Raw genomic sequence first — 14,649 nt, 5'->3', positions numbered from 1 at the left:
ACTCCTTCAGCATACGGAGCTTGAACTCCATGCTGTAATTTTTACGTTCTCTTAACTTGTTTGACATGTTACACACGTTCTTTTAATTGTTAATTACGTGTGAAGTAAATCTGTATCATGTCATGGGAAAAAGGCCTGTTGGGATATAACCCTAAAAACTTTCGATAATTAGAAGGGGATACAGTGCTTATTTTCCACATAGTTATTGTACATTTTTCCAAATGCATTTAAAACCTCATTATCTGTTTCCCAAAACACGTACGTGTTTTCACAAATTCTCGTACGTGTTTCCGGAAAAACACGTACATGTTTTTCCGGAAACATCATCAACTTTTTATCAATCTGATTATAAAGACATTATCAATACGTATATTTTAAATACTTACTGTATTTTTCACTATCAACAAAATACCTTATGGTTATGATTTTTGAAGCCCCAAGAAGGCTTTATTTACGAGCTTATCGACTTCCTTATACAGCCGTTGTATTTCCTTTGTATCCAATCCATTTTGCTCCCACTCCGTCTTATGAGCGTCGAATAAATCGAAAATCCGGTTCTCTACCGCACGAAGCTGTTGGATATAACCAGATTGGTCATCATTCCATAACAGTTGCCAATGCAAATACTTTTGGCCGTTACCACGATGTATGGAGTAGACATTCTTCTGTAATTGAACGGAATACCAATCTAATAGGGCTGTTTTATAGGATGCGTCGTAAGTAACTAAAGCGCTTTGCTCCTTTCCCATTTTCACCCAAAGAGGAATAGCGACAGAGGTAGGAGGATATCCCAAGGCAGTCCACATCGTTGTCAATTCCGGATTCATGCCGGATCTCACGCCTTGGATTACGATAGAGGCCGTACTTTCCAGACGAGGGATGAAATCCTGCTCCACAAACCAACCCGTACGATTGTTCGGACTTTGTCCCTTGTCCATCAAATCGATATCCAGCAAGCTATTATAAAAAGAGCGGGAAGCCTGTTGAAAGATACGCTGAGGAGTAAATCCTCCGTCCCGCATTTCCTTAAAGATCTTTTTCGCGTTCTCATAACGTACATACCCTTTGCCTTCATCCGTACGCCCCTCGAAAGAGAAATTCGTATAAATCAAGTAACCTTCCGGCGCCAGATTCGGATCATTCGCGTCTTTCTTATAATATCGCTCATTATTCGTCTCATAATAAGCCGCGCCACCATAAGCATCGATCACTCCGAAATTAGCCTCCACACGCATCGGGCGAGGCAAGGTATCCAAGAAATGCTCGAAATCCTGCACCGTCTTACAGACTCTCAAGGCTTTTCGCATCAAGTTTCCCTCTTGATCCATCTCCTTTATATCATCGTCTTTCAAGTTATAAGAAGCCGTATTCATGATAGAGAAGCCCGTCTCATTGCTTCCGGTCCACACGGCTCCCTCCGGATCATCGCTATTTACCAGCCCCAGAAAACGATAGCCACCTTCGTCAAAATAACCGATATGGTTATACGGAGCGCCGGTATCCCGGTGTTTCCACATCAACGGACGGCCATCGGGAGTAGCCTTTCCAGTGATTATAATGGAGGTACAAGCCTTGTCAACCACCGGAAAACAAAGACATAGAACGAATAAAAGAAGTAGTTTTTTCATATCATTTATTGATTTAATAAGATTTCTTATGAGGAGCGCCAAATTCCTTACAGCTGACCTCGTCTATATCTACCGTCCAAATCTTCACGTTACGGACCGCCGGATCGCTATAACGGAAAGTCTTATCGGAATATTGCTTCATGATAATATCCAAGGCTTCCACCTTCTTGTCGAAATCCTCTTCGTAAGCGACCTTTCCCCAAGCGATCACGCTCTTCGAACGCATACGGTAGCTACAAGCTACCTCCGGGTGCTGGAAAACCAAGGCATGGTCAATACTAAACGTAATACAGACTTTCGGATTACGTTCCAATATAGAGATGCTTCGTCCATCCTGCGCCGAGTGTAAATAAATCACGCCATCCTTATAACCGAAATTCATCGGTAATACATAAGGCGTTCCATCTGTATCCGCCATGCCCACAAAGCAAACATCGCTCTGACGGATAATCGATTCGATCTGTTCCTTGTCCGTGTGTATAAGTGTCTTCATATTCCTTTGTTTGATTCTTATCAAACACAAAATTATAAAAAAAATCCTCTTATATTTGTAACGGCTTCTCTACTTTCACTGTCTAAATTAAAAAATCAAATTAGAATGACAAAAAACACAATCTTCTCCTTTTTACAGGCTTGCGAAGCCACCGTGATCAAGACCGCCCAAAAATCATGGAAAGGAGCAACTATAGGAGCATTGGCTACTTTTACCTTATACCTCGTAATTATCAGCCTATCTTATCTGAAAATCGGAATATCGCCTATAGCGGATCTTAGTATCGCATTGATAACCGTGGGCATTCTATCAAGCCTGCTCGCCTTACTAAGCACATGGGGCTTTAAGATCATAAGATTATTCAATCCTTGGTTTGTCGGAATCTGTTTATCTACTTATATATTAGTCGGATTTCTTCCTTATCCGGATACTATCCGGATGTTTATCGGATTCGAACTGCTTTGTGGTGCTTTAATAGGATACTCTGTTTACATCGGTATCAAGAAGAAAGTATCAATCACATTGATATTGATCGTATTAGGGCTAAACACATGCGTTGTTTACTTCTTGGCTAATGAAGGATTTGATCATACGCCCCCGGTCTCGGAAAATTATTGGAACCAAAAAGCCCCTACATTCAACGCTCCTGATCCTACCATCGAAGGAACCTATACAGTAAAAACATTGACATATGGAAATGGGGATGATAAAAACAGGGATGAATACGCAAACTCATGCGATATAAAAACCTCCTCTGTAGATGCCACTCCCTTTTTCGACCAGACTTCCGGATTCGATAATTGGATAAGAGAAATCTTTTGGGGATTCGGCGCCTCCAATTACCCGATCAACGGACGAGTATGGTATCCTGAGGGCCAAGGCCCTTTCCCGCTGGTTATATTCGTACACGGTAACCATCTTATGCAAGAATATTCAGACCCCGGCTACGAATATATCGCCACTTTATTAGCAAGCAAAGGGTACATCGCCGCCTCGATAGACGAGAATTTCCTAAACAGCAATTGGAGTGGGGATTATAGCCATAATGAGATATTCACCAGAGCTTGGCTAATCCTAAAGCATCTGGAATGCTGGAGAGAATGGAACCAACAAGAAGACACCCCCTTTTACCAAACGGTTGATATGGATAATATAGCGCTTGTCGGACATTCCAGAGGAGGGCAAGCCGCTCCTCTAGCGATCGTGATCAACAAGCAAAAAAGATATTACAAGGATGCCAATCAGGATTTCAACTTCAATTTCTCCATCAAAGGAATCGTAGAGATCGCTCCAACCGCATTTTATAGCATGCACAAAGATAAGCCTTTGGAGCTGGAGAATATCGATTATCTACTTTTACAGGGAGGGTATGATCAAGATGTGTTTTCCATGGCAGGAAGCCGAAAATATAACAACCTTCACTTCACGGATACGAATTTCCATTTCAAGTCCGTATTATATATCTATGCGGCCAATCATGGACAATTCAGCACCGCATGGGGGCGGAAAGATATACCCTTCCCTTATTCGGCACTCCTCAATCTGACCCCTTTAATGGACGGTGAGGGTCAACGCAAGATCGCCCAAACCTATATATCCGCATTTCTCGACGCCTCATTAAAAGGCAAGAAAGAAAATCTATCGATCTTAAAAGATTACCGCCTAGCGAAAACAATCATTCCCAAAGGATATTATTTCAACCAATACGAAGACTCCGGTTTTAAATATATAGCCGATTACGAAGAAGATCTGGATGTAACTACAGCTACATTGAAAGACTGTAGCATTCATGGGCAAAACTTAAAAACGTGGGAAGAAGATGCCTTAATACTGAAGGATGATGGGAGCACATCCCAATTAACCTCCGCTGTTTATCTGGGATGGGAGAAAAAGGATACGAATTCCCTCCAACAGGCCGAATATACGCTTCAAATAGATTCAGCGGCCTTAGCCTCTTTGGATATCAACACGGTAAAGAATCTGTTCTTCTTTATCGGGAATAACTCGGATACAATCGATGCGGTAGATTTCACGCTTGAATTAACGTTTGGCGAGACAAGCGTAAAAAAAGATTTCTCTTCATTCTATGTGCTTCCTCCGTTATTAAAACCAGAGCTAACGAAATGTAGTACTTTACTCTCGCTGGGAAAAGAGAAGGTTTCTGAGAAAGTACTACAGTATGTAGAGATTCCGTTATCCTCCTTCAATCAAGGAGATAGCCTATCCATCGACCAACTGAAGGAAATCCGCTTTATCTTCAATAAAAAAGATAAAGGGGAAATCATTTTAGATAGAATCGGAATAAATTGATCCTTATTCGAAAAAAGTCCCTTATTTCTGCAACCCTTACAGATACTCGCTCGTCTATTAAGAAAAGAACCTAAAAAATTAAAGACGATGAAGACGAGAGTATCACTTTTTATATTCTGCATACAGATGATCGCAGTTTGCGGATTCGCCGCCGACCGACGTATCGATGGAAATGGAAATCCGGAAACCCGGGAGATAAAGATTAGCGATTACGACGAGATTACGTTCGTTGGCTCCGCTGATTTCGAGTATGAACAGTCGGATAAAGCGCCTTATCTATCCGTAACGATCGATGAGAACTTATTTGATTACCTCGTGACCGAAGTAGAAGGCGGTACGTTAAAGATCTATCCGAAATCTATCAAGAAAGGTTTTAATAATAACTCCTACGACTTGAGGCCGACCGTCTACAAGATAAAATCCAACTCCAAGGAACTAAAAGAGTTGAATACGGTAGGTTCCGGCAGTTTCATTATCAGCAAACCGACGAAAGTAAACCGGATGGAGATCAATATGGCCGGTAGTGGAAACGTTGAGTTGAGAGGCCCCGTAAAAGGTTACAAGCTTGAATGTAACATGGCCGGTAGCGGAAATATCATCGCCAAGGATATACAGCTGGACAACCTATCTTGCAGCCTCGCCAGCAGCGGGGAAATCGAGGTAATAGGAACCGTAGATCGTGCCTCATTCAATGTAGCGGGAAGTGGTGAGATTAAAGCCTTTGACTGCCAAGCACGTAAAGCAGAGTGTAATATCGCCAGCAGCGGCGAGATCAGCGTATATGCCACGCAAATCTTGGATGCTAATATCGTAGGTAGTGGCGAGATCCATTATAAAGGAGATCCGGAGATCAGTAAGTCTATCATGGGCTCCGGCTCGATCAACAAAGTCAAATAAACATTTAATACATACGAACGATGAAAACAAAATTAGTAGCGGTAATAGCCCTCATCTTTTGTGCCTTCATGGCAGAGGCTAGTAAAGTAGAAGGAAATGGGAATATAATTACGAAAGAGATATCGGTAGATAACTATAGCGAGATCGAACTGGGTGGAAATATCGAATATTCCGGCAATAATTTTTGGGGAAATAGAAGCAACAAGAAATTCCCGGTATTCAAATATACGCATGGACGAAGCGCTTCCTTGAAAATTACGATCGACGAGAATCTATTCCCACTCCTCTCGATCAAATCCAATAACGGACGGTTAGCTATCCGCATACAAGACGGGACCCGTATCAAACCGACCCAGTATGTAATCGAAGGAAGCTCGAAGACTCTGAAATACTTAAAGACTTCCGGCCCGATGGATTTTGAGGCGCAGAACGCTTTTTCCGAGGATCAACTGGAAATCAAGATTTCCGGCTCCAGCGACGTAAAGTTCCCACATAACGTGAAATTACGATTAGGTGAGTTCTCGGTATCCGGCTCCGGCGATCTGGTTTTTGAAGATTTGGACTGCAAGAATCTTACCAGCAAGGTTTCAGGCTCCGGAGACATCACCTTGAAAGGTAAGGCGGACGAGGCCCGCTATTCCGTATCGGGCAGTGGAGATATAAAAGCATACGACTTATCTGTCAATGATTTGAGTTGCTCGGTAAGCGGTAGCGGAGATGCCCGTGTTTATGCCAAAGATAACATGAACCTATCGGTTTCGGGCAGTGGAGACATCCGCTATAAAGGCCCAGCGAGCGTGCATAAATCAAAGTCCGGCTCTGGCTCCATCCAAGGTGCGAATTGATCGAACACACACATTATTTTAAAATACACACATTATCAAATTTAAAAAAGCTACTCGATGTGATATCCGGTAGCTTTTTCTTGCTATTTTTGTAACCAACTCTTTATTTATAGAGTCTAAATTAAAAAGTAGAATCACAAAAAACGATACTTATGAAAACAAAGGCTATCTTATTAATGGTATTTTTCCTAGGATGGGTCACTACCGGTTGGGCCGCAGATCATGTAAAAGGCGATGGTAAATTGACCTCGAAAAAGATTTCTGTCGCCGATTATAACGAGATTAAGGTGGATGGCGTAATTGATTTCAATTACGAGCAATCCGATGATCCTTCCACCGTGGAGGTTACCGTAGACCAGAATCTTCATCCCTATGTCAATATCGAGGTGAAGGATCGTGTCTTAACCATCGCTTTCAAAGGAGCGAAGGTAGATCATTTCACGAAGTTTATCGTAAAGACGAATTCTAAATGGCTTGCCGCCGCAAAAGTTTCCGGAAATGCCAACTTCATGGTAAACAGTCCGCTTACCGGAGACGAGACCGTTATTAAGGCGAACGCCAATAGCTTGGTGCAACTGAAAGAGACAGTTACGGTCGGTAAACTGGATTTGAATGTATCCGGTAGCGCAAATATGGTTGTCAATCATCTGGAAGCCGACAAGATCGAATGTGATATCGATGGCTCCGGCTCTATAACAATCAAGAAAGGTAACGCAAAAGAAGGAGACTACAGTATCGTCAGCAGTGGTGATATACACGCTTTTGGGTTAGCGGTTCCTCTGCTAAGTTGCAAAGTAACAGGCAATGGCTTAGCGGAAGTACATGCTACCGATAATTTAAAGGCCAACGTAATCGGTAAAGGAAATATCCGTTATAAAGGCCCGACAGCAGTTCAACAGAGAATAATCGGTAAAGGTACCGTAGAAGAAGTAAAAGAATGAAAACAAGAATTATATACCTATGTCTGCTGGTGATCTTTTCTACGACAGGCTGTATCCCTACACAAACCATAAAAGGAGACGGCAATATCACCACGGAAAACATCCCGGTTTCCGAGTATGACTGTCTTGAGTTAGAGGGAGGAGGCATGGTCGTGAATTACACGCAATCCGAAGCTCCTGAAGGTTTGGAAATAAAGACAGACCGGAATATCTTCGAGAAATATGAGTTTAATGTAGAGAACCATAAGCTTAAGATCCGTCCGAAAAAAGAATTCAGGAAACATACGAATTTCCGTCCGACCGAGTTCATGGTTACGGCCAACTCCCGCAATCTAAAGAAACTAGCGGCGGCAGGCAGTACCCATGTAAATATAAATTCCCCTCTACAAGCCGAGGAGTTCGAGGCAGGATTAGCCGGTAGCGGGATTATCCAATTCCACGACACGGCCTCTTTTACAAACCTAAAGATAGAGATCGCCGGTAGCGGAGATTTCGTTGGCCATAAAGTGTATTGTGAGGAATTAAACGGGGATATGGCCGGGTCTAACACGATCGTTCTAGGGGGAACCGTAGGCATAGCTGAATTCTCGATCGCCGGTAGCGGTACAGTACGTGCTTTCGATTGTAACATGGATGAGCTTGAGTGCAAGATTGCCGGTAGTGGAGACATAGAAGCCTCTGTCGTAAACAAAATCAAGGCAGAGATAGCCGGTAGCGGTTCCGTAAAATACAAAGGAGATCCCCAAGATATCCAAAAAAAGGTAATGGGCTCCGGTAAGATCGAGAAGGTGGAGTGATTCTTACAACCACCCCTCCTTTTTATACCATTCGATACTTTCTTCCAAGCCTTTACGTAAAGGATAGGCCGGGATAAAACCTAAATCATCTTGAAGAGGCGTGACATCGCAAATCCAGTTACGCTGCTTCAAGATGATGTATTTATCACTATTTAGCGTCATACTTTTCTTCAACAACTTACCGATCCATTCTGAACAGTGGCAAGCGATACGCACCAACCCCAGCGGTATACGGGCATGCAATACCCGCTTCTTTCCTAAGATATCTTGTATCATACGGGCAAAAGACTCATCCGTGTAGACATCTCCGTCGGCTACAAAATAATGCCGGTTCTTTATCTCCTCTTTCTCAAGGGAAAGGAAGGCCACGGTCGCTAAATCTTTTACATAGATAAACGTGATTCGCTGGGGAATAGCGCCTACGGCGAAATCGAGCCCCGACTTTACGCTTTGTATTTCCATGAAATAATCCTTCTCTCCCGGCCCGTATACTCCTGTAGGCCGCAAGATCACGTAAGGAAAATAGGTTTGTTTACGGATGTAGTTCTCCGCCTCTAGCTTACTTTGGCCATAAGCCGTGTCCGGCCGCTGCGGATCGTCCAAGCGTATCGGGCGGAAAGTCTTCTCGTCGCCTCGCCCATAGCTGCTTAGGCTGCTCATCAAGAGGAATTTCTTCGGTTTGCAACCGGCGGCGGCTAAAGCCTCGATAAATCGATGCGTATTCTCGGCGTTCACACGGAAAAAGTTTCGCTTATCCAATGTCTTCGTCAACCCGGCGTTATGGATCACATAATCCCATGCCCCATGCTCACGGGCAAAGTCTGAGAGTTGAGCCGTAAGCGCTTCCTGATCGCCATATTTCAAGTCGATGAAATGAATCCGCTTATCTTGCAGATGCGCTTTACTGCTACCTGTACGGATACCCGCCCACGTCTCATAGCCACGGCGAAGCGCCTCCTCTACCAAGAAACCGCCGATAAAACCACTCGCTCCGGTTATCAATATCTTTCTGTCCTTCATTTTTCTTTCATATAAAATGTATAATAATACCACAACAACCCGATCCAATTCAAGAACAGGATCGTCAGCATCCAAAGAATCTTTTGTTTCTTACTGATGAAAGGGTTTTGCGATACGGCCTTACATCCGAACAGGATTACGGCAATACCTACGATATAACCGATCTCCGGCAAGCTTATCCAGCAAATGATTTGTGGTATCATAAAAATAGAGTTATTCGTGAAAAAGAATTATTCGTGTTGGTGTTTCCTCAAGACTCGGTGCGGCAAGTCACCATGCCCCACCAACTCGATCGGACAAGCGTATTTCTCGCCCAACCATTCCTCGGAGACATTCGCTCCCGGGTGATAATGCAAAGTCTCGTTTACACAAGCGATATTTTTCACCATCGTCAAAACCGTACCGATATCATGGGAAACCAAGATGATAGCGCTCTCTTTATTGATCTCTTCCAAGAGCTGATAAAAACGAGACTCGAATCGTTTATCCACATACGAATTAGGCTCATCCAAGATCAATACCTGCGGACGGGAGACAATAGAACGCCCCAATAAGACCCGCTGCAACTGGCCGCCGGAAAGCTCACCGATGGCCCTGCCCGCCAACTCCTCCAATCCCATCTGTACGATCACCTCGTCTACACGCTCTCTCTGGGATCTATTGAATGGACGGAACAAAGGTTTCTCCGCGGATAAACCGGAAGAGATCACTTCCCGTACCGAGATCGGAAACTTCTTATCGATCTGGCTCATTTGGGGTAGATAACCGATCTTCAAGGAAGGAACCTCTACATTTTCATCGTAAAAACGAATCGTTCCGGAAATAGGAGGCAATAGACCTAGTATCACCTTTAAAAGCGTCGTTTTCCCGCCGCCATTCGGTCCGATAATTCCCAAGAAATCATTTTTCCACACATCCAGCGTTACGTTACGTAAGGCGATCTTATTACCGTATCCGGCGGTAACCTCTCTCAACTCAATCAGCTTGTCCATCGACTAACGATTTTGCGATATGAATCATTTCCTTACCCCAATCGTAATCCAGCGGATTGATCGGGATCAGACGGCAACCTGTTTCTTTCGCGATCAACTCGGCGTTCTTCTGGTCAAACTCCCGTTGGATAAACACGACTTTCGCATTATGTTCCCGTGCGGTCTCGACCAGTTCCTTTAATTGTGCGGGAGACGGTTCTTTTCCGTCCATCTCGATGCAAAGCTGGGTCAAGCCATATTCGTTGGCCAAATAGGTCAGGGCCGGATGGTAAATAATAAATGTCTTATTGTCAAGAGAATGTAACAAACTGGAAACGGTCTTTTCCGTTTCTCCGATTTCTTTCGTCAGTTGTTCATAATTCGCTTGGTAATATTCCTTATTCTCCGGGTCCAAAGACACAAAGGCATCCAAAGTGTTCTTGGCGATCACCTTCGCTCCAGAGATAGAGCTCCACGTATGCGGATCGACGCCTCCGGGATGATGATGGTGGTGGTGATCATGTTCCTCTTCTTCCTCGGGGCTTTTAAGTAAATCAATTCCTTCGGACAGGTCAAAAACCTTGAGTCCCGGATTATTATTCCGGATATTATCCATCCAAGCCTGTTCGAACCCGATCGATCCGATCCTTAAATAACCTTGGCTTTTACCCACCTGCACCATTTGCTGGGGCGTAGGATCATACGTCTCCGGACTTTGCCCCGCCGGAACCACACAATTAATCTTAAATTTATCTCCGGCTATCTTCTCCGCAAAATACCGTTGCGGCTCAATCGTCACGCTGACGATCCTCTCATCTGTCCGCTTATCGCCGCAGGCCATAAGTATCAAGACGAAAAGAGCCGATATCAATACCTTAAATTCTTTCATACCACATATATATTTTCGCAAAGGTAACGAATATCGGGTAATAAGGCAGCAAGGAGACGATTCAAAGTTATCAGGAACTAGCTTGACAACTTCCCCGGACAAGGCATTTGCGTAAACTATGTTTTACGAACATATAGCCATCGGTAAATGAATAGGAACAGTTAAACCGGTCCAGAAAAGCCGGGATTTGGACGACATCAGTTTCTTTATGATACGTACAGATCGCGAAATCCAAGTGATCCGCTTTCGCGAATAATTCCATACAGCCCTGTAAAGCCATACATTCCGCACCTTCTATATCCATTTTTAAGAAGATATCTTTTCGAGACTTGTCTTTCAAGAAATTATCCAAAGCAGCATTAACGTCATCGTCATGATCGCTGATATATTTCTTTACGATCATCGTTTTCTCTTTCCACGGCTCAAAAGTAGCCTGAAGCGCCTCGATCCATTTATCCTCATATTCAAAAAGATAAACAAAACGGGTAACCTCGATGGTATCCAGAGCGGTAAATCCCTCAGCGGAATCAATATCCAAGAGTGTCTTTCCCCTAAACTCCTCCACGGAATCCGCATAATGATGGGGATGCCTCACGTCTTGCTCGATCAACAAAGCCCGATAGCATTTCTCGATCTTAGATGTGCTATACTCTCTCGGAAAATATAATCGTTTACTTCCCCGGTGCATCACATAAGGCAATTCTTTCTCCTTATCCCACTGAACGGCAATCGACATCTCCAGATATTCCGCAGCGAAATCATAAGGATAACGTGTATATCCTCTTTTTCGAAAATAATCATAATACGCTAATTTAGGAGAAGAGGGCTCAAACACCTTGGTATAGTAAAAAGGTAACGTCCCATATAATATGCTTTTCAACTTCATCATCGAACCGGTAAACATTTCATCTAGTTTTTAATAGGGCGTAATATACGAGAAATATCTTAATATACATAACAAATCCCCGTATTACAACCGATAAGTAATAATACGGGGATTTATAGGGAAAAAATAGGCTACTCTATTTTTACTCGGCCAGCCATTTATTCATCTGTGTAAGGATCCGCTCCTTCATATCCTCCGGCATATTGCCGATACGGGCACGATGGCTACCTCGGGGCTGGATATAGATTTGCTCGTTCTTCTTGCCTTTGAAAGCGGGAACCATGGCTGCGCTCCACGGGTCGATCTCGCCATAGATGAAGATCATTTTCGGATCGTTGTCTTTCAAGAAGTTATAGATCTTGTGGTACAGAGCCGGACGGAAGTCTACTTTACCGACCAGTTCCTCGGGAAGCATGATACGGTTCAAGTATCCGTGGGCGCTATCGATCGTAAGGTATTTCTTGAAAGGTTTTACGTCATAGCCATAATAACCGAGCTCACGGGCGGCTTGTACGAAGAAAGAGATATTCGGCTGGTTCTCGGCGAAGTAATCAGGACCGCTGATTTCCATCAAATGATCGAAGAGCGCCTGATCGTCGGCAGACTTGGAAGGGATCGTACTTATCGAAGTTCCCCACTGCCAAAGAGCGAATGAATATTCCAGTACGCAATAATCCAATACCTCGGGCATCGGGATACGGAATGTCAAGTTCTTATTCTTACAATAGCTCTCCAATAAAGGGAGCATATCGGACTTACGTTTCAAGACTTCCAATTGAAAATCCTGTATCTTCTTGCGTTCCGCTTTCGTACCTACCTTACGTAAGAAAGGTTCGTGGCGGCCATCCTCTACGCCTTTACATAACGGACCGACATAAGGAACGGAGAAATCCACGTCGTCCGGGAAAAAGGCACGGTAAAGCATTGTAGTCTGTCCCCCCTTACTGATACCGGTACTGATCCATTTTTCCGGATAAATCTGCTTGAATGTATTGCGGACGTTATGTAAATCGTACGCAGAGTTCTCGGCGGTCAGATAATCCCAGTTTTTAGGTTCCGGCGTCGACTCCAAGAAATAACGGTACTCCACAAACACTAAGTTTGCGTTCAATAGTTTAGATAGTTCTTCCTGATATTTCGGATTGAGCGCATAAGCCGCTCCATATCCTTCGGTCACGATAATGGTAGGACGATCATAACCTACATGGCCTACGATAACCCGTTGCGTAAATGTTCCGGCGGCGGGGTCTTTCGGATCGACCTGCTGAGTAATACGTACTACATATTTCTCCGGATAATAATCGGATTGAAGTTTTTCAATGCCACTAATTCCTTTTAGGGCGGCAAGCTTCTCTTGTAAATCTCCGGGAGCGGCCATTACCGTCATCACCGACAGGAAGAAAAGAAGCAAGAAGTTAAATGTTCTTCTCATGGTAATTTAGTCTTTTAGATATTGTATTGTTCGTAATAATCCCTCATATTTGGCGCGTTTCACCGCCGAATGCGCAAAGATACGATTATAATCCTCACGGCTCAATGCCTTGAGGTCGTCTTTTTTAAGGGAGAGCAAAGAAGGGGTGGGATGAAAGGCTGCTACTGCCGTAGGCATAGCGAAGCGGTTCCAAGGACAAACGGCTTGGCAGGTGTCGCATCCATAGACGCGGTTACCTAAAAGGACGGCTTGCTCAACAGGGATTTCTCCACGATGCTCGATCGTAAGATAAGAGATACATTTACGGGCATTCAAACGTTTCGGCCCTTCCAAGGCTCCGGTAGGACAAGCGTCCAAACAGCGGATGCAGGAACCGCAGTGATTCTTTTTGGGGGAATCATAGGTATCGACTTCCAAAGTTGTCACGATCTCCCCAAGGAAAAAGAAAGAGCCTTTGCCCGGAATGATTAGATTCGTATTCTTTCCGATCCATCCTAAACCGGCTTTCCAAGCCCAATAACGTTCTAACAGAGGGGCGGAGTCCGTGAATACACGGGCCTCATTGTTGGAGGGATGATGCTCGGTTATCGCTTTCCATAATTGGCGAAGTTTATCCTTTACGACCCCGTGATAATCTTCTCCATACGCATAATACGAGATATAAGGCTCCGCCGGATTCCGGAGAACTTTCGGATAATAATTCAAGGCTACTGAGATAACTGATTTGGCACCTTCCACCAAGCCATCCGGATTGAGACGGATTTCCCGATGATTCTCCATGTATTTCATTCCAGCATGGTAGCCTTCCGCGATCCATTGGTCAAAATAAACCTCCTCGCTCCCGGCCTTCGCTACTTCAGCGATACCGCAAGCGGAAAAGCCTAACTCCATAGCTTTATCTTTTATAAACCGGGAGATACCCATTATTCAAAAACTTTAAACTCGTAGCCTTCTTTTAAGAGCCATTCGACAGCCCGGGGCATTGCCTCACGCATATTGCGCTCGGCTTTCAAGGAATCGTGGAAGACGATAACGGAACCATTACGGGTATAGTTCTTTACCACGTTGAAGACACCGTTCGGAGTCATATGCGGGCTATAATCGCGGGTGACCACGTCCCACATCACGATATGATAATGGCGGCGAAGCCACACTACCTGCGGAAAACGCATATGCCCGTGAGGAGGCCGGAATAAATTGCTGGGAATATATTCGGCTGCCTTCTCCACATTCGCCAAATAATTCTTCGTCCAGAACTTGATACCTTGGATATGGTTGAACGTATGGTTACCGACACGGTGCCCACGATCTATCACCATCTGGAAGACCTCGGGATGCTTACGTACATTATCCCCTACCATAAAAAAGGTAGCCTTGATCCCATACGTATCCAATATATCTAAAACCCAAGGGGTAACCTCGGGAATCGGGCCGTCGTCGAAGGTGAGATACACACACTTCTTCTCTGCCGGTATTCGCCAAGTTACCCCCGGGAACAGTGCCCTGTAAAACCAAGGCGGTTGTTCTATAAACATACTTT

At 44.2% G+C, this 14,649-nt stretch carries 15 protein-coding genes; 5 read left to right on the top strand and 10 right to left on the bottom strand.

Annotation, left to right across the window (positions count from 1 at the left end; all coding sequences use genetic code 11):
* Nucleotides 1-419: 419 nt before the first annotated feature.
* Both NBH16_RS15550 and NBH16_RS15545 read right to left on the bottom strand, forming a co-directional pair.
* A complete protein-coding gene (locus NBH16_RS15550; RefSeq protein ID WP_034531731.1) occupies nt 420-1,628 on the bottom strand; it encodes a C45 family peptidase in 1,209 nt (402 codons plus the stop codon).
* A gap of 13 nt (nt 1,629-1,641) precedes the next feature.
* Complete coding sequence (locus tag NBH16_RS15545; protein ID WP_005860241.1) at nt 1,642-2,121, bottom strand: pyridoxamine 5'-phosphate oxidase family protein; 480 nt, start codon at nt 2,119-2,121, stop codon at nt 1,642-1,644.
* A 105-nt stretch (nt 2,122-2,226) separates the two neighbouring features.
* Between NBH16_RS15545 and NBH16_RS15540 the strand changes: the two genes are divergently transcribed.
* The 5 genes from NBH16_RS15540 (at nt 2,227) to NBH16_RS15520 (ending at nt 7,911) form a co-directional block, all read left to right on the top strand.
* Nucleotides 2,227-4,431: an alpha/beta hydrolase family protein gene (locus NBH16_RS15540; RefSeq protein WP_250788853.1), complete on the top strand. Its 2,205-nt coding sequence runs from the start codon at nt 2,227-2,229 to the stop codon at nt 4,429-4,431.
* Nucleotides 4,432-4,518: 87 nt separating this feature from the next.
* Entirely contained in the window at nt 4,519-5,328 is an 810-nt protein-coding gene (locus NBH16_RS15535) for a head GIN domain-containing protein (RefSeq protein ID WP_008773133.1), read from the top strand.
* A 20-nt stretch (nt 5,329-5,348) separates the two neighbouring features.
* A complete protein-coding gene (locus NBH16_RS15530) occupies nt 5,349-6,173 on the top strand; it encodes a head GIN domain-containing protein (protein WP_022193049.1) in 825 nt (274 codons plus the stop codon).
* Between the two features lie 152 nt (nt 6,174-6,325).
* Complete coding sequence (locus NBH16_RS15525) at nt 6,326-7,114, top strand: head GIN domain-containing protein (protein ID WP_048926976.1); 789 nt, start codon at nt 6,326-6,328, stop codon at nt 7,112-7,114.
* Nucleotides 7,111-7,911 (top strand): head GIN domain-containing protein, encoded by an 801-nt coding sequence (locus tag NBH16_RS15520; protein ID WP_048926975.1) that lies wholly within the window; start codon nt 7,111-7,113, stop codon nt 7,909-7,911. The genes NBH16_RS15525 and NBH16_RS15520 overlap by 4 nt, the downstream gene beginning before the upstream one ends.
* Before the next feature lie 3 nt (nt 7,912-7,914).
* Here the strand turns inward: NBH16_RS15520 and NBH16_RS15515 are convergent, their stop codons facing one another.
* The 8 genes from NBH16_RS15515 to NBH16_RS15480 all read right to left on the bottom strand — a co-directional run bounded on the left by NBH16_RS15515 (nt 7,915) and on the right by NBH16_RS15480 (nt 14,644).
* A complete protein-coding gene (locus tag NBH16_RS15515; RefSeq protein ID WP_122297283.1) occupies nt 7,915-8,931 on the bottom strand; it encodes an NAD-dependent epimerase/dehydratase family protein in 1,017 nt (338 codons plus the stop codon).
* Nucleotides 8,928-9,134 carry a hypothetical protein gene (locus NBH16_RS15510; RefSeq protein WP_005860253.1) on the bottom strand — a complete coding sequence of 69 codons (207 nt, stop codon included), beginning with the start codon at nt 9,132-9,134 and terminating at the stop codon, nt 8,928-8,930. Before NBH16_RS15510 ends, NBH16_RS15515 begins: the two co-directional genes overlap by 4 nt.
* A gap of 27 nt (nt 9,135-9,161) precedes the next feature.
* Nucleotides 9,162-9,923: a metal ABC transporter ATP-binding protein gene (locus tag NBH16_RS15505; protein WP_048926974.1), complete on the bottom strand. Its 762-nt coding sequence runs from the start codon at nt 9,921-9,923 to the stop codon at nt 9,162-9,164.
* Nucleotides 9,907-10,791, bottom strand: a complete 885-nt coding sequence (locus tag NBH16_RS15500) for a metal ABC transporter solute-binding protein, Zn/Mn family (protein WP_121960713.1) — start codon at nt 10,789-10,791, stop codon at nt 9,907-9,909. The genes NBH16_RS15505 and NBH16_RS15500 overlap by 17 nt, the downstream gene beginning before the upstream one ends.
* 70 nt (nt 10,792-10,861) lie before the next feature.
* Nucleotides 10,862-11,680 (bottom strand): FkbM family methyltransferase, encoded by an 819-nt coding sequence (locus NBH16_RS15495; RefSeq protein ID WP_250788852.1) that lies wholly within the window; start codon nt 11,678-11,680, stop codon nt 10,862-10,864.
* Between the two features lie 139 nt (nt 11,681-11,819).
* Entirely contained in the window at nt 11,820-13,109 is a 1,290-nt protein-coding gene (locus NBH16_RS15490) for a S28 family serine protease (protein ID WP_250788851.1), read from the bottom strand.
* 6 nt (nt 13,110-13,115) lie between these two features.
* Nucleotides 13,116-14,033: a tRNA epoxyqueuosine(34) reductase QueG gene (gene queG, locus NBH16_RS15485; RefSeq protein WP_250788850.1), complete on the bottom strand. Its 918-nt coding sequence runs from the start codon at nt 14,031-14,033 to the stop codon at nt 13,116-13,118.
* On the bottom strand, nt 14,033-14,644 hold the full coding sequence (locus NBH16_RS15480; protein WP_005860262.1) for a polysaccharide deacetylase family protein: 612 nt from the start codon (nt 14,642-14,644) through the stop codon (nt 14,033-14,035). The genes queG and NBH16_RS15480 overlap by 1 nt, the downstream gene beginning before the upstream one ends.
* Between the last annotated feature and the right edge of the window lie 5 nt (nt 14,645-14,649).

Source organism: Parabacteroides sp. Y3-G-102 (assembly GCF_023656845.1).
Lineage (GTDB): Bacteria > Bacteroidota > Bacteroidia > Bacteroidales > Tannerellaceae > Parabacteroides > Parabacteroides distasonis.
Note: the sequence above shows the minus strand (reverse complement) of the source record. Positions and strands in the feature narration are given on the sequence as shown.